The organism is Streptomyces sp. NPDC002328 (genome assembly GCF_042890065.1).
Taxonomy (GTDB): domain Bacteria; phylum Actinomycetota; class Actinomycetes; order Streptomycetales; family Streptomycetaceae; genus Streptomyces.
Map to the genome: position 1 here is coordinate 19,399 of NZ_JBIARQ010000019.1, position 20,289 is coordinate 39,687.

A 20,289-nucleotide genomic window follows, 5' to 3' on the forward strand; every position below is an offset into this window, starting at 1 on the left:
ACAGCACGCCCGTAGTTCCGAGGGGGACGCATGGCCACCGTTGAACTCCGTTTCAGTGCGCTGCCCGAGCACGTCAGGACCGCCCGGCTGGTGGCGGCGGCGGTGGCGCGCAGGGCCGGAGTGGACGAGGCCGTCCTGGACGAGGTCAGGCTCGCCGTCGGCGAGGCCTGCTCCCGTGCCGTCGGACTGCATCAGAACGGCGGCATCACCGCGCCGGTGAAGGTGTCGCTCATCGAGGAGGAGAAGCAGTTCTCCATCGAGGTGGGCGACGAGGCCCCGCACGCGGTCCCAGGTGATCTGGCGCCTGGTTCCGGCGCGAACGCCGAAGCGGAGGCCGAGGAGGACGAGATGGGCCTCGCGGTCATCAGCGGCCTCGTCGACGACGTGGAGGTCTCTGCCGGCGAGCACGGCGGACTGATCCGCATGACGTGGCCGTCCGCGTTGCCGCCGGCCGCGCCGCTCCCCTGAGCGACCCGACGCGTTCCGTCTGAGCGACCCGAAGCGCTCCGTCGCATCCCGTATCGAAGGGCCCTACCCCGTAGGGCCCTTCGGCATGTGCGGACCCCTTCACCGGCGCTTACAGTGGACCCAAGATTCATTTCCGCCGAAGTGAATCTTGGGAAGTGAATCTTGCCCGTGAATTTCGTGAAGCAGTTCACGATCATCGGCGATCATTTGGCGGGTGTATTCGCGTGTGAATTCCGTTTGCCGCGCACTGTTTTGATCAGGTTCCGGTACCTACAATCCGTCCACATCTTGAGCTCAGCCCAAGCGTCAAGGAGGACGAATGGCGGGGCTTTCTACCCCTCATCGGTTGGACCACCCCACAACCTTCGCAGCCGCAGCGCTGACCGACGGCAACCGCCTGCTCGTGGTGGTCATCGGGCTCGTCGCGCTGGCTGCGCTCGTGGTCGCGGGCGTACTTCTGCGCCAGGTGCTCGCGGCCGGCGAGGGCACCGACAGCATGAAGGAGATCGCGGCGGCGGTTCAGGAAGGCGCCAACGCCTATCTGGCCCGGCAGCTGCGCACACTCGGCGTATTCGCCGTCGTGGTGTTTTTCCTGCTCATGCTGCTGCCCGCGGACGACTGGAATCAGCGCGCCGGAAGATCGGCGTTCTTCTTGATCGGCGCCGGGTTCTCGGCGGCCACCGGCTATATCGGCATGTGGCTCGCCGTGCGCAGCAATGTGCGCGTCGCCGCCGCGGCCCGGGAAGCCACTCCGGCCCCGGGCGAACCGGAAAAGGATCTCACCGCCGTCTCGCACAAAGCGATGAAGATCGCATTCCGTACGGGCGGCGTCGTCGGCATGTTCACGGTGGGGCTCGGCCTGCTCGGCGCCTCCTGCGTGGTGCTGGTGTACACGGCCGACGCGCCGAAGGTCCTGGAGGGCTTCGGTCTCGGCGCGGCGCTCATCGCGATGTTCATGAGGGTCGGCGGCGGCATCTTCACCAAGGCCGCCGACGTCGGCGCCGACCTGGTCGGCAAGGTCGAACAGGGCATTCCGGAGGACGACCCGCGCAATGCCGCGACCATCGCCGACAACGTGGGCGACAACGTCGGCGACTGCGCGGGCATGGCGGCCGACCTGTTCGAGTCGTACGCCGTGACCCTGGTGGCCGCGCTCATCCTCGGCACGGCGGCCTTCGGCGACGCCGGGCTCGCCTTCCCGCTGCTGGTGCCCGCGATCGGCGTGCTCACCGCGATGATCGGCATCTTCGCCGTGGCCCCGCGGCGCACGGACCGCAGCGGCATGTCCGCGATCAACCGCGGCTTCTTCATCTCCGCGGTGATCTCGCTCGCGCTCGTCGCCGTGGCCGTCTTCGTCTACCTCCCGGGCACGTACGCGGAGCTCGACGGAGTCACCGACACCGCGATCCTGGGCAAGGACGGCGACCCGCGGATCCTCGCCCTCGTCGCGGTGGGGATCGGCATCCTCCTGGCCGCCGTCATCCAGCAGCTGACCGGCTACTTCACCGAGACCACCCGCCGCCCGGTCAAGGACATCGGCAAGACGTCGCTGACCGGACCCGCCACGGTCGTCCTCGCCGGCATCTCCGTCGGCCTGGAGTCGGCCGTCTACACCGCTCTGCTGATCGGTCTGGGCGTGTACGGGGCGTTCCTGCTGGGCGGCACGTCGATCATGCTGGCGCTGTTCGCGGTGGCCCTGGCGGGCACCGGGCTGCTCACCACGGTCGGCGTGATCGTCGCGATGGACACCTTCGGCCCGGTCTCCGACAACGCGCAGGGCATCGCCGAGATGTCCGGCGACGTCGAGGGCGCGGGCGCGCAGGTGCTCACCAACCTCGACGCCGTCGGCAACACCACCAAGGCCATCACCAAGGGCATCGCCATCGCCACGGCCGTCCTCGCGGCGGCGGCGCTCTTCGGGTCGTACCGCGACGCGATCACGACCGGCGCGCGGGACGTCGGCGAGAAGCTCAGCGGGGACGGCGCGCCGATGACGCTGATGATGGACATCTCGCAGCCGAACAACCTGGTCGGCCTGATCGCGGGCGCGGCGGTCGTCTTCCTCTTCTCCGGACTGGCGATCAACGCGGTGTCGCGGTCGGCGGGTTCCGTGGTGTACGAGGTGCGGCGGCAGTTCCGGGAGAAGCCCGGGATCATGGACTACAGCGAGAAACCGGAGTACGGCAAGGTCGTCGACATCTGCACCAGGGACGCCCTGCGCGAACTCGCCACGCCCGGTCTCCTCGCCGTCATGGCCCCGATCTTCATCGGGTTCACGCTCGGCGTCGGCGCGCTCGGCGCGTACCTGGCGGGCGCGATCGGGACGGGCACCCTGATGGCGGTCTTCCTCGCCAACTCCGGCGGCGCCTGGGACAACGCCAAGAAGCTCGTCGAGGACGGTCATCACGGCGGCAAGGGCAGCGAGGCCCACGCCGCGACGGTGATCGGCGACACGGTCGGCGACCCCTTCAAGGACACCGCGGGGCCCGCGATCAACCCGCTGCTGAAGGTCATGAACCTGGTGGCGCTGCTCATCGCGCCCGCGGTGATCAAGTTCAGCTACGGCGACGACGCGAACGTCGGCGTGCGGATCACGGTCGCGGTCCTCTCGCTGCTCGTGATCGTCGTCGCGGTGTACGTCTCCAAGCGGCGCGGGATCGCCGTGGGTGACGAAGACAACGCCGAGAGGCCTTCCAAGTCGGCCGACCCGGCGGTGGTTTCTTAGGGACCGCCGCGGTTCCCAGCTCAAGGGGCGGGCGGACGGCGCGTGCTGACGCGTCGTCCGCCCGCTTCGTGGTGCGCGCGCCGGGCCCGTGAGGCTTCTCTCGCATGGTGCGAATGGATCTATCGGTCCATATAACGGACATTCGTTCTGGGGTTGTCGCCCGGTTGCCGTGTATGTTCCGGGGCCGAGAGCCATGGAAGGGACCAAACCGGTGAACAAGAAGCTCGCGGCCGCAATGTCCGGCGGTGCGGTACTGGTACTGGCGCTGTCGGGATGCAGCAGTGACGACGGCAACAAGGAGCTCGACGACTGGGCCAAGCTGGTCTGCGACGCGCTGCCGGCCCAGGACGCCAAGGTCGACGCGGCCAACGACGCGATCAAGAAGGCCGCCACGGACGACAACGCCCCGGCGAACGTCCAGAAGACCGACTCCAAGGCCTTCCAGGACATGTCCGACGCCTACAAGGCGCTCGCACAGGCGGTCCAGACGGCGGGCGCGCCGCCCGGCGTCGACGACGGCGAGAAGAAGCAGCAGGACGCCGTCACGGCCCTCAACGGCCTCTCCACGTCCTACGCCGGCCTCAAGAAGCAGGTCGACACCCTCGACACCAAGGACCAGGCGAAGTTCGCCGACGGCCTCCAGGACATCGCCACCCAGCTCGGCAAGCTCAGCCAGAGCGGGAACGCCGCGCTGAAGAACCTGGAGCAGGGCGACGTGAAGAACGCCATGGCCCAGCAGGAGAGCTGCCAGAAGGTGGCGACCTCGTCCTCGGGCAGCGCCGCGACCAGCTGATCCGGGGCGCGTCCGTGCGGGACGGCATGCGCTCGACGGCGTGGAGGTCCGTGGGCGTGGCCTGAAGACGCCGTGCGGGCGGCGTGGGCCGGAACCCGCGCGGGCGGCGGGCGGGACACAATGGGGGCGTGAGTGAAGCCACCCTGCCCCCGCTGCCCTCCGCCGACCGCCCCGACGTCGCCGCCCGGCTGCGTGAGGCCCTGCTCGCGGCCTCCTTCACCGCGGACGGCCTGCTCGAGCTGCTGGGCGCGCCCGCGTACGCGGCGCTGGCCCGCAGCGAGACCGTGCCCGCGCTGCGCGCGACCCGCGGCGACACGCCGCTCGAGACGCTCGTACGCCTCTTCCTGCTCCAGCAGCCCGTGCCCCACGCGCGCGTGGAGGACGTCCTGCCCGTCCACGCGTGCGTGGAGAGCGGCTGGCTGACGCGCGTGGGGGACGGCGACGGCGATGTCGCCGCGACCGTCGACGTGCGGCCGTACGGCGGGCCCGGCGGCGAGGACTGGTTCATCGTGTCCGACCTCGGGTGCGCCGTCGGCGGGGCCGGCGGGATCGGCAGCCGGGACGAGAACGTCGTCCTCGGCGTCGGCGGGGCGTCCACGACCCTCGCCGGGATCACCGTCCGCACGCCCGTCGCCTCCGCCCTCGACCTCGGCGCGGGGTCCGGCATCCAGGCGCTGCACGCCGCCCAGCACGCCACGCGCGTGACGGCGACCGACCTCAACCCGCGCGCGCTGCACATCACCGCGCTCACGCTCGCCCTGTCCGGCGCCCCGGCGGCCGATCCGCGGCAGGGCTCGCTGTTCGAGCCCGTCCGGGACGACGAGACGTTCGACCTGATCGTGTCCAACCCGCCCTTCGTGATCTCGCCGGGCGCGCGCCTGACGTACCGCGACGGCGGGATGGGCGGGGACGATCTGTGCCGGTCGCTCGTTCAGCAGGCGGGGGAACGGCTGAACGTGGGCGGGTTCGCGCAGTTCCTCGCCAACTGGCAGCACGAGGAAGGGGAGGACTGGCAGGACAGGCTCAGGTCGTGGGTACCGCGCGGCTGCGACGCGTGGATCGTGCAGCGCGAGGTGCAGGACGTCACGCAGTACGCCGAGCTGTGGCTCAGGGACGCCGGCGACCACCGGGGCGACCCGGAGGAGTACCAGGCGCGCTACGACGCCTGGCTGGACGAGTTCGAGGCGCGCAAGGTGAGGGCCGTCGGCTTCGGCTGGATCACGCTGCGCAGGACGGCGTCCGCCGAGCCCACCGTCACCGTCGAGGAGTGGCCGCACCCGGTCGAGCAGCCCCTCGGCGACACGGTCCGGGCGCACTTCGACCGCATCGACTACCTGCGCGAGCACGACGACGCGGCCCTGCTCGCCGGGCACTTCAAGCTGGCCCCGGAGGTCATGCAGGAGCAGGTCGGCCTGCCCGGCGCCGAGGACCCGGAGCACGTCGTGCTGCGCCAGAACCGGGGCATGCGCCGCGCCACCAAGGTGGACACGGTCGGCGCGGGCTTCGCGGGCGTGTGCGACGGCTCGCTGAGCGCGGGCCGCATCCTGGACGCCATCGCGCAGCTCGTCGGCGAGGACCCCGTGCTGCTGCGCGACCGCACGCCGGCGCAGATCCGGCTGCTGGTGGAGCAGGGGTTCCTGGAGCCCGCCTGACGCCGTGACCAGGTGATCGAATCCGTTCAGGACCGCGTCGAAATCGGTTACCGGAACGCCATCGACAACGCGATCAAGGTCCGCGCCGACAAATTCGAGTCGGTTCCGACACCCCGCGGTATGCCGAATCGGCAAGATCACGTGCACGGCGAGCGACCGGGGGCGGCCCACCGCCCCCGGTCGTCGACCCGGTGTTCACCTCGGGTTCGCCCCGCCGCCGTCCGCGCGTGTCAGCCTCCCGGGGCGGGGACACGCGCGGGTGGGAGAAGAGGGGCGCGGAGGATGACGGAGAGCGGGCCGGCGATCTTCACGGGAGTGGTGTTCGCCCTGTTCGGAGGCTGTCTGCTGGCGTGGACGGCGGTCCGCCTGCGGCAGCGGCAACCCGTCGCCCACGGTGTGAACCCCGTCGCATCGGCCACCCTCGCCACGCTCGTCGCGGTGATCGCGCTGGCCCTCGGGGCATGGTGCTTCAGCCGCCTTTGACGCACCATGGAAGATCCTGCGGGAGCCGATGTGAGAACCGCGTAAGGGCGGCTCCACGGACAATTGAGAGGTCGACCTCCGGTCCGGCGGAAAAGTGCCGGTCGGCACTCCGGGCGGCAGGAATGGCGGTAGTCGGGTTACCGTTCGAGTGGCCGTTGCGGGCTTTTCCCGTTTGACACGGGGGCGGGATGTACCGTCACACTCCGCAGCGTCACCAGCGAGCCACGAAAGGGTGGCCCCGACCCCGGGAACAAGGCCTGGGGAGGCCCAGCGTCGACCGGAGAGAAGAGCCAAGTTGTCCCCGACCAGCGAGACCGCGAAGGGCGGCCGCCGACTCGTCATCGTCGAGTCGCCTGCCAAGGCGAAGACGATCAAGGGCTATCTCGGCCCTGGATACGTTGTCGAGGCGAGCGTCGGGCACATCCGCGACCTCCCCAACGGCGCCGCGGAGGTGCCGGACAAGTACACCGGCGAGGTCCGCCGCCTCGGTGTGGACGTCGAACACGACTTCCAGCCGATCTATGTGATCAACGCCGACAAGAGAGCGCAGGTCAAGAAGCTCAAGGACCTCCTGAAGGAATCCGACGAGCTCTTCCTCGCCACCGATGAGGACCGCGAGGGCGAGGCCATCGCCTGGCATCTGCAAGAGGTCCTCAAGCCGACGATCCCCGTCAAGCGGATGGTCTTCCACGAGATCACCAAGGACGCGATCAGGGCGGCCGTCGCCAACCCGCGCCAGCTCAACCAGCGGCTGGTCGACGCCCAGGAGACCCGCCGCATCCTCGACCGCCTCTACGGCTACGAGGTCTCGCCGGTCCTGTGGAAGAAGGTCATGCCGCGCCTGTCGGCCGGCCGTGTCCAGTCCGTCGCCACCCGGCTCGTCGTCGAGCGGGAACGCGAGCGCATCGCCTTTCGTTCTGCTGAGTACTGGGACCTGACGGGCACCTTCGCGACCGGCCGCGCGGGCGACTCGTCGGACCCGTCGTCGCTGGTCGCCCGCCTCCAGACCGTCGACGGCAGGCGGGTCGCGCAGGGTCGCGACTTCGACTCCCTCGGACAACTCAAGAGCGCGAACACCCTCCACCTCGACGAGGCGAACGCCCGCGCCCTCGCCGCCGCCCTGGAGAGCACCCGCTTCTCCGTGCGGTCCGTCGAGTCCAAGCCCTACCGCCGCTCGCCGTACGCCCCCTTCCGTACGACGACGCTCCAGCAGGAGGCGAGCCGCAAGCTCGGCTTCGGCGCGAAGGCCACCATGCAGGTCGCGCAGAAGCTGTACGAGAACGGCTACATCACGTACATGCGTACGGACTCCACGACGCTGAGCGACACCGCCGTGACGGCCGCCCGCGCCCAGGTCACGCAGCTGTACGGCGCCGACTACCTGCCGGCGCAGCCGCGGACGTACGCCGGGAAGGTCAAGAACGCGCAGGAGGCGCACGAGGCGATCCGCCCGTCGGGTGATCGTTTCCGCACTCCCGCCGAGACCGGCCTGACCGGCGACCAGTTCAAGCTCTACGAGCTGATCTGGAAGCGGACCGTCGCCTCCCAGATGAAGGACGCGACCGGCAACAGCGTCACGGTGAAGATCGGCGGCACCGCTGCCGACGGGCGGGACGTCGAGTTCAGTGCCTCCGGCAAGACGATCACCTTCCACGGCTTCCTGAAGGCGTACGTCGAGGGCGCGGACGACCCGAACGCCGAGCTGGACGACCGCGAGCGCCGGCTGCCCCAGGTCGGCGAGGGCGACGCCCTCAGCGCCGAGGAGATCACGGTCGACGGGCACGCCACCAAGCCCCCGGCCCGCTACACCGAGGCCAGCCTGGTCAAGGAGCTCGAAGAGCGCGAGATCGGCCGCCCGTCGACGTACGCGTCGATCATCGGCACGATCCTCGACCGCGGATACGTGTTCAAGAAGGGCACGGCCCTGGTGCCGTCCTTCCTCTCCTTCGCCGTGGTCAACCTCCTGGAGAAGCACTTCGGGCGGCTCGTCGACTACGACTTCACCGCCAAGATGGAGGACGACCTCGACCGCATCGCGCGCGGAGAGGCGCGTGCCGTGCCGTGGCTGAAGCGGTTCTACTTCGGCGAGGGCACGGTCGAGGGCGTGGCCGCGGACGCCGGCAACGGCGACGGGGACCACCTCGGCGGCCTCAAGGAGCTGGTGACCGACCTGGGCGCGATCGACGCGCGCGAGGTGTCGTCGTTCCCCGTGGGCAACGACATCGTCCTGCGGGTCGGCCGCTACGGCCCCTACATCGAGCGCGGCGAGAAGGACTCCGAGGGCCACCAGAGGGCGGACATCCCGGACGACCTCGCGCCCGACGAGCTGTCCGTCGAGCTGGCGGAGGAGCTGCTCGCCAAGCCGAGCGGCGACTTCGAGCTGGGCGCCGACCCGCAGACCGGCCACCAGATCATCGCCAAGGACGGCCGCTACGGCCCGTACGTCACCGAGGTGCTCCCCGAGGGCACCCCGAAGACCGGCAAGAACGCCGTCAAGCCGCGCACGGCCTCGCTTTTCAAGTCGATGTCCCCGGACACGGTCACGCTGGCAGAGGCCCTCAAGCTGATGTCGCTGCCGCGTGTCGTCGGCACCGACGCCGAGGGCCAGGAGATCACCGCGCAGAACGGACGCTACGGCCCCTACCTGAAGAAGGGCACGGACTCGCGTTCGCTCCAGGCCGAGGAGCAGCTCTTCACGATCACCCTCGAAGAGGCGCTGGAGATCTACTCCCAGCCCAAGCAGCGGGGCCGGGCCGCCGCCAAGCCGCCGCTGAAGGAACTCGGCGAGGACCCGGTCAGCGCCAAGCCGGTCGTCGTCAAGGACGGTCGCTTCGGGCCGTACGTCACCGACGGGGAGACCAACGCGACCCTGCGCTCCGGCGACAGCGTCGAGACGATCACCCCGGAGCGCGGCTTCGAGCTGCTCGCCGAGAAGCGCGCCAAGGGACCCGCCAAGAAGACGGCGAAGAAGGCCCCGGCGAAGAAGGCGACCGCGAAGAAGGCGGCCCCGGCGAAGAAGACGGCCGCCAAGAAGACCGCGGCGAAGAAGACGACGACGGCGAAGACCACGGCCGCCAAGAAGGCGACGGCCGCGAAGGCCACGGCGTCGAAGGCGACTTCGGAGGACTGAGCCACAGGACGGAGCCGAGCCGGCGTCACCCCGAGGTGGGGTTCTCGCGGACGAGGCTTCACGAAAAGCACACCCCGGCATCACTTTGGTGTCGGGGCGTGCCCGGCTGTGGACGGGTCCGTCGGCCTGTCAGTCGCTGCCGATAGGCTGAACGCATGACGCGAGCCGAGCAGCCAACGGCCCACCACCCGGCCCCGGACGACGCCCTGGTGGCGGACTCCCGCGAGCGCGCCGTTCGCGCGCTGTTGCGCCAGCCGCAGCTGAAGCGGTTGTGGAGCGCGCAGTTGGTGAGCGGCGTCGGTGACGCCCTCGCCCTTCTGGTCCTCGTCCTCCTCGCCCTCCAGGCGGCCGTCGCCGAGGGCTCCTTCGGAGGCGGCTACCGCGGCGTGGCGCTCGCGGTGGCGACGGTCTTCGGGGTGCGGATCCTCGCCACCCTCCTCTTCGGCGCGGTCCTCCTCGGCCCGCTGACGTCGCTGACCTCACCGGACGGCCCGCTCGACCGCCGCTGGACCATGGTCGGCGCGGACGGCCTGCGCGCCGTGCTGCTGCTCGTGGCGCCGCTGTGGATCGACTGGGTGCCGGACGACGCCCTGGCGCTGCTGCTCGTCACCGTGTTCGTGACCGGGGTCGCCGAGCGTTTCTGGACGGTCGCCCGCGAGAGCGCCGCCCCCGCGCTGCTGCCCGCCCCGCCCCTGGAGGGCGCGACGGTACGCCCGTTGCCCGACCACATGGAGGCGCTGCGCCGGCTGTCGCTGCGCACGGGCTTCGTGGCGGTCCCGCTGGGCGCGGTCGCGCTGTTCCTGGCGTCCCTGATCAACAATCTGCTGGGTGCCGGCATCGCCTGGTTCGACCAGCACCAGGCGGCCCTCGCCTCGTACGTCGCGGGCGGTCTGTTCGCCGGGTCCCTGTCCGTCGTGGTTTTCCTGGAGCTGCCCGGCACGCGCACCCCGCGCGCGCGGTCGCCGCTCGAAGGACTGCGCCGGCCCCGGACGGCCACCGGCGTCGACGCCGGCCGCACGGGCGTCATCCCGCTGCTGGTCCTCGCCTGCGCGGCCGTGGCCGGGGCGATCGCCGCCGCCGTCGCCGTGGCGGTCCTGCACGCCAAGGACCTGGGCGGCGGCCCGGTGCTGTACGGGCTGTTCGTCCTCGCGCTGACCGGAGGCGTCGTCGTCGGCGTCCGTACGGCGCCGAAGGTGCTGGTGTCGCTGTCGCGGCGGCGGCTGCTCGCCCTCGCGATCGCCTTCACCGGAGTGGCGCTGCTGGCGGCCGGGCTGGTCCCCGACGTCACCAGCGTGCTGCTGATCGACGCGCTGGCCGGCGTCGGCGCGGGCGTGGCCGCCAACACCGGGCACGCGCTGCTCGACCAGGAGACCGAGGACCACCGCCGCACACGCATCACGGAACACCTGCACGCCGTCGTACGGGTCCTCGTCGCGCTGGGCGCGCTGATCGCCCCGGTGGTGGCCGCGCTGATCGGGCCGCACCGGCTGGAGAACGGCAGGTTCGTCTTCGCGCACGGCGGGGCCGCGTTCACGCTGATGCTGGTGGGCGCGCTGCTGCTGCCGGTGGCCGCGCTCGTCCTGGCCAAGGTCGACGACCGCTCCGGCGTGCCCCTGCGGCACGACCTGCGGGACGCGCTGCTCGGCGGCGACGACCCGGTGCAGACGCCGGCCGCGAACGGTTTCTTCATCGCTCTGGAGGGCGGCGACGGGGCGGGCAAGTCCACGCAGGCCGAGGCGCTCGCCGAGTGGATCAGGGGCAAGGGCCACGAGGTCGTCCTCACGCGCGAGCCGGGGGCCACGCCCGTCGGCAAGCGGCTGCGGTCGATCCTGCTCGACGTGTCGAGCGCCGGCCTGTCCCACCGCGCGGAGGCGCTGCTGTACGCGGCCGACCGCGCGGAGCACGTCGACGCCGTCGTACGGCCCGCCCTGGAGCGCGGCGCGGTGGTGATCACCGACCGGTACATCGACTCCTCCGTCGCCTACCAGGGCGCGGGCCGCGACCTCTCGCCGACGGAGATCGCCCGGATCTCGCGGTGGGCGACGGACGGGCTGGTTCCGCAGCTGACGGTGCTGCTGGACGTCTCCCCGGAGGCCGCCCGCGAGCGCTTCACGGAGGCCCCGGACCGGCTGGAGTCGGAGCCGGCGGAGTTCCACACGCGTGTGCGCTCCGGCTTCCTCACGCTGGCCGCCGCCGACCCCGGCCGCTACCTCGTCGTCGACGCCGGTCAGGAACCGGAGGCCGTGACCTCCACCGTCCGGGCCCGGCTCGACCGGATGCTGCCGCTGTCCGAAGCCGAGATCAAGGCCCAGGAGGAGGCGCGGAAGAAGGCCGAGGAAGAGGCGCGCAGGAAGGCCGAGGAGGAGGCCGCCCGCAAGGCCGAGGAAGAGCGCCTGGAGCGTGAGCGCCAGGAGCAGCTCGCCCGGCTGCGCGCCGAGGAGGAGGAGCGCAAGCGGCGCGAGCTGGAGGAGGCGCAGCGGCGCGAGGCCGAACGGCAGGCCGAGGAGGCCCGGCAGCGCGCCGAAGAGGCCGCCCGGCGCGCCGAGGAGGAGCGAGTGCGGCTCCTCGCCGAGGAGAAGGCCCGCGCGGAGGAGGAGGCCCGCCGCAAGGCGGAGGATGAGCGCCGCCGCAGGCAGGCCGAGGAGGAGGCCCGGCTGCGCGCCGAGGCCGAGGCACGGCGGCTGGAGAAGCAGCGCAAGGCCGAGGAGGCGCTGCTGCGCGCCGAGGCGGCCCGGCGGGCGGCCGAGCAGGCCGCTGCCGCTGCGCAGGCCGGCCCGAAGAAGCCGGCGGCGCCGACGGCGGGTTCCGGGACGGCTGCGGCTTCCGCGGTGTCGGCGTCCTCCGGGGCGGCCGGCGTCACTGGGGTCGGTCCGGAGGCGGCGACCGTGCCGACGCCGGTCGTGACGCCGACGAACGCTTCGGGCGGGCCGGTGGACGAGACGGCGGTGCTGCCTCGGGTGCGGATGGACAAGGAGCCGGAGTCGGGGTCGGAGTCCGAGTCGGGGTCTGGGGCGGAGTCGGCGCGGGGCTCGGCCGGCGGGCGGTCGTCCGGAGCGCCTTCGGGGAGGTCCGCGCGGTCGCCTCGGTCCGCTCAGGCGGCGGCGTCCGACGCCGAGGTGACGGCCGAGCTGCCGCAGCCGCCGGCCGGTGGTGCGGGCGCGGCTGATGAGACGGCTGTGCTGCCGCCGGTGCCTCCGGCCGGGGCCGCCGACGAGACGGCCGTGCTGCCTCCGGTGCGGGACGAGGACCCCGCCGCCGAGACGGCCGTGCTGCCGCCCGTGCGCGGAGACAGCCCCGCGGACCGGGTGCCTCCGGGGTACTTCCGCGACGAGTCGACGGCCGCCGGGCCGGACGGCTCCGACGACCGCACGCGCGAGCTGCCGCAGGTCGACGACCAGGGCACCCCGCGTCAGCGCAAGCGTTCTGACTGGGCCGAGGAGACACCGCTGGACGACCTGCCGTCGCTGGCGGACGAACTGCTGGGCCCGCGCGGGGACGACGAGGGATTCGGCGAGAGGTTCGGCGAGGGCCGGGGCCAGGGCCAGGGCGGAAGCGGTGACGACGCGGACGGTTTCGGCGGCCGGGGCAGCGGTCGGGGGCGCGGCCGACGGCGGTGAGGGTTCGCCGGTAGAGGGCCGAGGTTCGTCGTCGTTCGGTTCGGGGCGACGGCGGGGCTCGGCGGGCTGGCGCCAGCGGGATCCGCTCGCCCTGCTCACCGCGCGTCGCGAGCAGAAGCCAGCCGCGAAGGCTTCCGTCGCACGTCAACGGCGTGGCGCGGGGTCGCCGTCCTTGCCGCCGCTCGCCGTTCGGGCCCCGTTGTCAGTGGCTCCCCGCACAATGGAAGCCGCGACGTGGAACGGGAACGTGATCCGCGACGGGACGGATCCGCGCCGCGAACATGATCCGCGGCGCGACTACGCGACGCACCCCGCAGCGCATCCGGCGACGCGGGTCAGGAAGAAAGGCGGCGGGATCGATGGCCGTGTGGGACGACCTCGTCGGGCAGGAGAAGGTGAGCGAGCAGCTCGCCGCCGCCGCCCGGGACGCCGACGCGTTCGTCACCGCGGCCGCCACCGACGCGCCGCCGCCCGAGGCGTCCAAGATGACGCACGCCTGGCTGTTCACCGGCCCGCCCGGTGCGGGCCGCGCCCAGACGGCCCGTGCCTTCGCCGCGGCGCTCCAGTGCGTGAGCCCAGACCGGGCGCTCGGCGGGGTGCCGGGGTGCGGCTTCTGCGACGGCTGCCACACGGCGCTCATCGGCACGCACGCCGACGTCACGACCGTCGCCGCCGTGGGCACGCAGATCCTGGCCGAGGACATGCGCGACACGGTCCGCAAGTCCTTCACCTCGCCGGCGACCGGCCGATGGCAGGTGATCCTCGTCGAGGACGCCGAGCGGCTGAACGAGAAGTCCGCCAACGCCGTCCTGAAGGCGGTCGAGGAGCCCGCGCCCCGCACGGTGTGGCTGCTCTGCGCCCCGTCCCTGGAGGACGTGCTGCCCACCATCCGCTCCCGCTGCCGGCACCTGAACCTGCGCACGCCCTCCGTCGCCGCCGTCGCCGACATGCTCGTACGCCGTGAGGGCATCGAACCGGCCGTCGCCGCGGCGGCCGCCAGTGCCACGCAGGGGCACGTGGACCGGGCCCGCCGCCTGGCCACCGACCCCGCCGCGCGCGAGCGCCGCGCCGCCGTGCTGAAGCTGCCGCTGCGCGTCGAGGACGTCGGCGGCTGCCTCAAGGCCGCGCAGGAACTGGTCGACGCGGCCACCGAGGACGCCAGACAACTCGCCGAGGAGCGGGACGGCAAGGAGACGGAGGAGCTGAAGGCGGCGCTGGGCGCGGTCCAGGGCGGTCGGATGCCGCGCGGCACGGCGGGCGTGATGAAGGATCTGGAGGATCGGCAGAAGCGCCGCAGAACGCGGACGCAGCGCGACAGCCTCGACCTCGCGCTGACCGACCTCACCGCCTTCTACCGCGACGTCCTCGCGCTCCAGCTCGGCTCCCGCATCGCCCTCGCCAACGTGGACGCCGAGGACGCCCTCGAACGGCTCGCCCGCGGCAGCACCCCCGAGTCCACCCTCCGCCGCATCGAAGCCATCGCCGCGTGCAGAGAGGCCCTCGACCGCAATGTGGCTCCGCTGCTGGCGGTGGAGGCGATGACGATGGCTCTGAGAGCGGGCTGAGAGCTGGGTCGAGCGGGGGCCGAGCGCGGGGTGAGACCAGCCGTTGGTTGACTGGCATCACTCGTCCGTGGCGGATTGCACACGGAGCGATTCCTGCCGATCACTCACGGTTAGTCTCGCTGGATGCACACAAGGCGCTCTCCCCGAAGGTCCCGCATCGGCGTCACGCTCGTCTCCCTCGCCGTCCTGCTCGTCCCCGCGTGCTCTTCCGGAGGGGCGGCGACCACCGCCAGCCCGGCCGTGGCGCAGGCGGCGCTGGCCGCGCTGCCGCAGGCGACGCCGTCCGCGCTCGCGCCGTACTACGGGCAGAAGTTGGGCTGGCGCGAGTGCGGTGTCCCCGGCTTCGAGTGCGCCACGCTGAAGGCGCCGCTCGACTACGCCCACCCCGGCGAGGGCGACATCCGTCTCGCCGTCGCCCGCAAGAAGGCGACGGGCCCGGGGAAGCGGCTCGGCTCGCTCCTCGTGAACCCGGGCGGACCGGGCGGCTCCGCCGTCGGCTACCTCCAGCAGTACGCGGGGATCGGCTACCCGGCCGAGGTCCGCGCCCGCTACGACATGGTCGCCGTCGACCCGCGCGGCGTCGCCCGCAGCGAGCCCGTGCGCTGCCTCGACGGACGCGACATGGACGCGTACACGCAGACGGACGTCACACCCGACGACCAGCGGGAGACGGGCCAACTGGTCGCCGCCTACAAGAAGTTCGCGGAGGGCTGCGGCTCCCGGTCGCCCCGGTTGCTGAGGCACCTGTCCACCGTGGAGACGGCCCGCGACATGGACGTCCTGCGCGCGGTCCTGGGGGACCGGAGGCTGACGTACGTGGGGGCGTCGTACGGCACGTTCCTCGGGGCGACGTACGCGGGACTGTTCCCGGACCGGGTCGGGCGGCTCGTCCTGGACGGGGCGATGGACCCCTCGCTGCCCGCCCGGCGGCTGAACCTGGACCAGACGGCCGGGTTCGAGACGGCGTTCCGGTCGTTCGCGAAGGACTGCGTACGCCGGCCCGGCTGTCCGCTGGGCAACGAGGCGGGCGAGGTCGGGACGAACCTCAAGGCCTTCTTCAAGAAGCTCGACGCGCGGCCGATCCCCGCGGGTGACGGGGACGGCCGCCGGCTCGGGGAGTCGCTCGCCACCACCGGCGTGATCGCGGCGATGTACGACGAGAGCACGTGGGAGCGGCTGCGGGAGGCGCTGACCTCGGCGATCGAGAAGCGGGACGGCGCCGGGCTGCTCGCGCTCGCCGACAGCTACTACGAGCGGGACGCCGGGGGCGGCTACGCCAACCTGATGTTCGCCAACGCGGCGGTGAACTGCCTCGACCTGCCGGCCGCCTTCGACGGCCCCGATCAGGTGCGCGAGGCGCTGCCCGCCTTCCGCAAGGCGTCCCCGGTCTTCGGCGAGGGCCTCGCCTGGTCCTCCCTGAACTGCGCGTACTGGCCGGTCGCGCCCACGGGCGAGGCGCGCCGCATCGAGGCGAGGGGCGCGGCCCCGATCGTGGTCGTCGGCACCACCCGGGACCCGGCGACCCCCTACCGCTGGGCCCGCTCACTCTCCCGCCAGCTCTCCTCGGCCCGCCTCCTCACCTACGACGGCGACGGCCACACCGCGTACGGCCGGGGCAGCGTCTGCATCGACGCCACGATCAACGCGTACCTGCTCCGCGGAACCCCGCCGACCAACGGAAAGCGCTGCTCGTAGCCCCTGCGTCACCCCCCTCCGGGGGTGGTTCGGAGCACCCCCGGAAACTGTGTAGACTTACCGACGTTGCTGATCGCACCATGGTGCGGACAGCGCGCCGCCTTAGCTCAGATGGCCAGAGCAACGCACTCGTAATGCGTAGGTCTCGGGTTCGAATCCCGAAGGCGGCTCGGATCAACCCCAGGACTCACTCGCCGTGACCTGGGGTTTTTTCTGTTCGGGGCACGACGTATCACCCGACCGGAGTGCGGTGAGGCTTGCGTGAGCGGAGCTGTCCGGCGCGCTGCTTGTTCTTGGCGGCCTTACGTGCGGCCTCCTCCGCCTCGGTCTTCCGCTGAAGCGGGAGCAGCTTGGCGGTGGCCTCGGCCGCGTTCTTGCCGACCTGCGGCAGGACGCTCTGGTAGGTGTCCCGCGTGATCCCGGTGTCGCTGTGCCCGAGCGGGTCCGACACGATCTTCATGTCGATGCCGGCGGCGAGCATGAGCGTGGCCGCCCCTTGCCGGAGGTCGTGCATCCGGATCGGCGGGAGACCGGAGGCGGCTACGAGGCGCAGGCCGCGGAAGGCGATCAGGTGCCACATCGCGTGCGGCCGGCCCCCAGCGACGAAGTCGAGGAACGCGCCGGTCTGGTCGGGCGTCCAGACCATCACGGGCGAGGGCTTCCAACCCGTCTGCTCCCGCTTGGCGACCCGCGTGTCCGCCCGTACCAGAGCCTTCGGCTGCGCGCGGGATCGAGTTCGACGTGGGCTTGATACGCGCAGGCGGGCAGCCGCACCGGTCACCCGCCGGAACGGGGGCATGGCACCGATCGCCGTCTTCATCACCTTGTGGCGGGCGCGGTAGTCCGTGCCCTTCCTCGGCATGGTGGCCAACTCCTCCACCGGGGCCCGACGCTGGGCGTCCTGCTCCAGAATCTCGCCGTTGCCGTCGGCGACGGCGGTGAACATCTCGCTGAGATGGCTCACGCGGAGTCGGTCCAGCTCGGTGGTGGCCGATGCGAGGCTTCAGATGGAACCGGATATCGGTCCGACACGATTATGGACCGGTCGGTGGTGATCCGCATGCGCCGCCGGGCCGAGGGCGAGAGCGTCAAGCCCTTCCGCTCCCGCCGCGACACCCCGGCCCTTCACGACCTGCGCGACCGGATTGCCGCATGGACACGGCCGCTCCTCGACGAGGCCGTGGACCGGGAACCAGCCATGCCGGTGGAGGTCCGCGCCGCCGACACCTGGAAGCCTCTGGTGATCGTCGCCGACCTTGCCGCCGGACGCCAATCCCACCTCGCCCGCGCGGCGTGCGCGCAGATCGTCACAGCCGAAGCGGCAGTCGAGGAGGACCACCCCAGTTCAGCGCGGATCCTGGCCGCCATCCGGCGGGTCTTCGTCGCCCAGCGACAGGTCGACAGCCTCTCCACGGACAAACGCCTGCACCACCTGCGCCAGCACCTAAAAGGTCCTTGGGCGGAGTGAGGGCGCAACGGGCTGAGCCCGCGTGAGCTCGGCGCGCTGCTGGATGACTTCGACACAAGGCCCGGCAACGTCCGCCTCGTCGACGGCACTCAGCGCCGTACATGCGCAACAAGTTCCTCGACGCGTGGCGCCACTACTGCCCGACCGTCCACACGGTCGCTGTCGGCCTCGGCCTCGCCCGCAGCGAGAGCTGGCACCCGCCCTCACCCCCGGTTGCCGTCCTTGCGGTCCCTGCAGGCGGCGGCCGATCAGACCCTCGCCCCTGTACTCACTGAACTCTCGCCCTGCCGAACCGACGAGACCGCCCGGCGCACGCTTGCTCACGACGTACGGGCGGCTCTTCTGACGACGCGGTCCGCATGGTCCCCGACACCGGCTGGTCCGCCCTCGCGGCACTTCTCTCCGACAGCGAAGCACGCGGCCACTAACCGCACCAGCTCCTGACGGAAGCAGCGGCCCAACGCGAACTCACCACGGTCTGCCGACCGGCCCGCGTCCTCCTCACTCGTATGCAGCACACCGGCCGCAACCCTGCCCCCAACCGGCGAGCTGGAGCGGCCCGCCTATGGAGCACCACCGCGCAGGGAGTGGGCCGATTTCTGTACGTTGCCCCAGCCGTCAACCGCCCCCGTGTGCCTGCCCAACCAGCCGCGCCGGTGAGCCCTACCCGACGCGGGTGACACCAGGGACGAACAGCATCGACGACCGCGCCGCCAGCGGGTGTGAAGACAAGAGAGCGGGGGCGTGCGTCGAACACACGTCCCCACTCTGTCCGGCAGGTCAGCTCTGTGCGCGGGCCCTGAGCCACCGCTCGGCAACCGGTGCGCTCAGCGTGTAGAAGAACTCCGACTTCAGCCCCGGCTCGTCGGTGAGCGCCTCCGCCCACGTCATGGGCCAGTTACGGCGCTTGTAGTGCTTGCGTACGGCGCGGGTGAATGCCGAGAGGTTGCCTTGCAGGCTCTTCTTCTCGATGTCCAGGTGGCGAGCGATCGAGGTGTAGCTCACCCGGGTGTCGGGCTGCTTTGCCAGAAGGTCCAGCACACGGACGACCGCCTGGACCGAACTCAACGGTTCGATCGCCAGCCGACGGAAGTCCTCCACAGTCCACTCCACCACCGGAAGCGATTCGCCGTCCGAGGAGTCAGCCGTCGAGTTCGCCGGCGGGTCCACCGGCGGAATCCCGGAGACGGGGGGAGTAGCAGCTGTGGTTCCAGCCAGCTCGGCGAGATAGGCGTACACCTGCGTGACGTACTGGCTCGGCACTGGCACCGAGACGAACTGAGTCTGTGGTTCCTGCGTCATGAACTCTCCCCGAAGGTGCGCGATGCCAGCGTGTTTGTATGGCGGCAGAACTGACTCTGACACAAGCTTAGTTGCCGTGTCTAGCGGTTAGTTCTAGTTACTTCGCAGACTGTCTGTCGGTGAGTTGGTAAAACTGTCGGATGCTACCTATCGAGTCGGCTCGGCGGGACCTCATGGTGTCCGTACAGCAGCGGCAAGCTGATGCAGGTGATCAGCACGTTCTACCGGGGCGTGCGATCAACTCCCCTGACATCGCTAGCAATGTCGGCTGTGCCCAGTTCCACGGAGTCTCTCGGCGCCCTCAGCGCGGGATAGCGTCTCTATGAGGTCGACGAAGAGGACGCCCGCAACTATGCCGGTACCCCCGAACCCACTGTCCCGCGCGGACTCATCCTGGACTTCGCAGGGGTGTTGACCGGCGATCCCCGGCCGACCCACCGCCTGTGGGTCGCATCCGAGGGGCTGCAGGCGGAGGCGTGGCGCGCCACCCTCAACGACACCGCCGACAGGCGACGTCTGCACGCGGCGCTGGAGATCCGATAGCTCGGCCGTACGGGCCGACTGGGGAAGGTTCACGAAGCCGCCGCCCCGCACGTCTTGAAGGCGGCTCATTGGAGGCCCAGGTCATGTCGCATTTGACCTGGGCCTTTCTGTTCCCGTGAACTACCCGCGCCCAGGGTACGCGCGCGTGTCCCCCGGGCCGTGTGGGGTCAGGTGGTGGGGATCTGGACTGTGTCGATGATGTACACGGTGGCGTTGGCGGTTTTGATGTTGGCGCAGGTGATCTTGGCGGAGTCGTTGACGGTGTAGGAGTCGCCCGTGCCGGAGGTCTTCAGTGTTGACTTCTCCAGGGTGTCGAAGGAGCCGTTCTTCAGGTCCGTCGGGGTCAGCTTCTGGCCTACGACGTGGTACGTGAGGATCTTGGTCAGCTGTGCCTTGTCGTTCAGGACCTTGTCCAGGGTGGCCTTGGGGATCTTCGCGAAGGCTTCGTCGGTCGGTGCGAACACGGTGATGTTCTGGGCGTTGTCGAGGGTGTCGACCAGGCCGGCCTTCTGAACGGCCGTGACCAGCGTGGACAGGGCGGGGTTGTTGGAGGCCGCGGTGGCCATAGGTTCCTTCGCCATGCCGTCGAAGGAACCCGCGCCGTCCTGGGGGACCGTCGAACAGGCCGGGCCGAAGGGCTGGTCGGACGTCGAGGCGTCGGAGCCGCTCATTTCGTTGTCGGAGCCGCCCATCCCGTTGTTCGAGGCGGACGCCTTTGTGGAGGAGTCGGTCGACGACGCCGAGTCTGCCCCGCTGTCGTCGGAACAGGCGCTCAGTGTCAGGGGTAGTACGGCTGCCGCGGCGAGGATCACGGCCTTGCGGCGGATACGGGTGTTCATGCGGTTCAT

The 20,289-nt window shown here is 71.1% G+C and carries 11 protein-coding genes, 1 tRNA gene and 2 pseudogenes; 11 read left to right on the forward strand and 3 right to left on the reverse strand.

Annotation, left to right across the window (positions count from 1 at the left end; translation table 11 throughout):
• The first annotated feature begins 30 nt into the window (after positions 1 to 30).
• The 10 genes from ACFYX4_RS33475 (at position 31) to ACFYX4_RS33520 (ending at position 16,298) form a co-directional block, all read left to right on the forward strand.
• Positions 31 to 468: an ATP-binding protein gene (locus tag ACFYX4_RS33475; RefSeq protein WP_389341364.1), complete on the forward strand. Its 438-nt coding sequence runs from the start codon at positions 31 to 33 to the stop codon at positions 466 to 468.
• Between the two features lie 319 nt (positions 469 to 787).
• The gene (locus tag ACFYX4_RS33480) at positions 788 to 3,193 is read left to right on the forward strand and encodes a sodium-translocating pyrophosphatase (RefSeq protein WP_389341367.1); all 2,406 of its coding nucleotides are present in this window, start codon (positions 788 to 790) and stop codon (positions 3,191 to 3,193) included.
• Between the two features lie 193 nt (positions 3,194 to 3,386).
• A complete protein-coding gene (locus tag ACFYX4_RS33485; protein WP_389341370.1) occupies positions 3,387 to 3,986 on the forward strand; it encodes a small secreted protein in 600 nt (199 codons plus the stop codon).
• Positions 3,987 to 4,114: 128 nt separating this feature from the next.
• Positions 4,115 to 5,638, forward strand: coding sequence for a methyltransferase (locus tag ACFYX4_RS33490; RefSeq protein WP_389341373.1), 1,524 nt, complete (start codon positions 4,115 to 4,117; stop codon positions 5,636 to 5,638).
• Positions 5,639 to 5,920: 282 nt separating this feature from the next.
• Positions 5,921 to 6,121, forward strand: a complete 201-nt coding sequence (locus ACFYX4_RS33495) for a hypothetical protein (RefSeq protein WP_389341376.1) — start codon at positions 5,921 to 5,923, stop codon at positions 6,119 to 6,121.
• 295 nt (positions 6,122 to 6,416) lie between these two features.
• A complete protein-coding gene (gene topA, locus ACFYX4_RS33500; RefSeq protein ID WP_389341379.1) occupies positions 6,417 to 9,251 on the forward strand; it encodes a type I DNA topoisomerase in 2,835 nt (944 codons plus the stop codon).
• 155 nt (positions 9,252 to 9,406) lie between these two features.
• The gene (tmk, locus tag ACFYX4_RS33505; protein ID WP_389341382.1) at positions 9,407 to 12,868 is read left to right on the forward strand and encodes a dTMP kinase; all 3,462 of its coding nucleotides are present in this window, start codon (positions 9,407 to 9,409) and stop codon (positions 12,866 to 12,868) included.
• Between the two features lie 359 nt (positions 12,869 to 13,227).
• On the forward strand, positions 13,228 to 14,433 hold the full coding sequence (locus ACFYX4_RS33510; protein ID WP_389341385.1) for a DNA polymerase III subunit delta': 1,206 nt from the start codon (positions 13,228 to 13,230) through the stop codon (positions 14,431 to 14,433).
• 123 nt (positions 14,434 to 14,556) lie between these two features.
• Positions 14,557 to 16,128, forward strand: a complete 1,572-nt coding sequence (locus ACFYX4_RS33515; protein WP_389341388.1) for an alpha/beta hydrolase — start codon at positions 14,557 to 14,559, stop codon at positions 16,126 to 16,128.
• A gap of 96 nt (positions 16,129 to 16,224) precedes the next feature.
• Positions 16,225 to 16,298 (forward strand) — tRNA-Thr (locus ACFYX4_RS33520).
• A 62-nt stretch (positions 16,299 to 16,360) separates the two neighbouring features.
• On the opposite strand, the pseudogene ACFYX4_RS33525 reads toward ACFYX4_RS33520, so the two are convergent.
• A pseudogene (locus ACFYX4_RS33525) lies at positions 16,361 to 17,153 on the reverse strand (tyrosine-type recombinase/integrase); the annotation flags it as partial.
• On the opposite strand from ACFYX4_RS33525, the pseudogene ACFYX4_RS33530 reads away from it, so the two are divergent.
• Positions 17,138 to 17,754 (forward strand): annotated as a pseudogene (locus ACFYX4_RS33530) (DUF3631 domain-containing protein); the annotation flags it as partial. The pseudogenes ACFYX4_RS33525 and ACFYX4_RS33530 sit on opposite strands and share 16 nt — an antisense overlap.
• 622 nt (positions 17,755 to 18,376) lie before the next feature.
• Here the strand turns inward: ACFYX4_RS33530 and ACFYX4_RS33535 are convergent.
• Together ACFYX4_RS33535 and ACFYX4_RS33540 are read right to left on the reverse strand one after the other, a co-directional pair.
• A complete protein-coding gene (locus ACFYX4_RS33535) occupies positions 18,377 to 18,898 on the reverse strand; it encodes a hypothetical protein (protein WP_389341391.1) in 522 nt (173 codons plus the stop codon).
• 710 nt (positions 18,899 to 19,608) lie between these two features.
• The gene (locus tag ACFYX4_RS33540; RefSeq protein WP_389341706.1) at positions 19,609 to 20,280 is read right to left on the reverse strand and encodes a fasciclin domain-containing protein; all 672 of its coding nucleotides are present in this window, start codon (positions 20,278 to 20,280) and stop codon (positions 19,609 to 19,611) included.
• Positions 20,281 to 20,289: the final 9 nt, after the last annotated feature.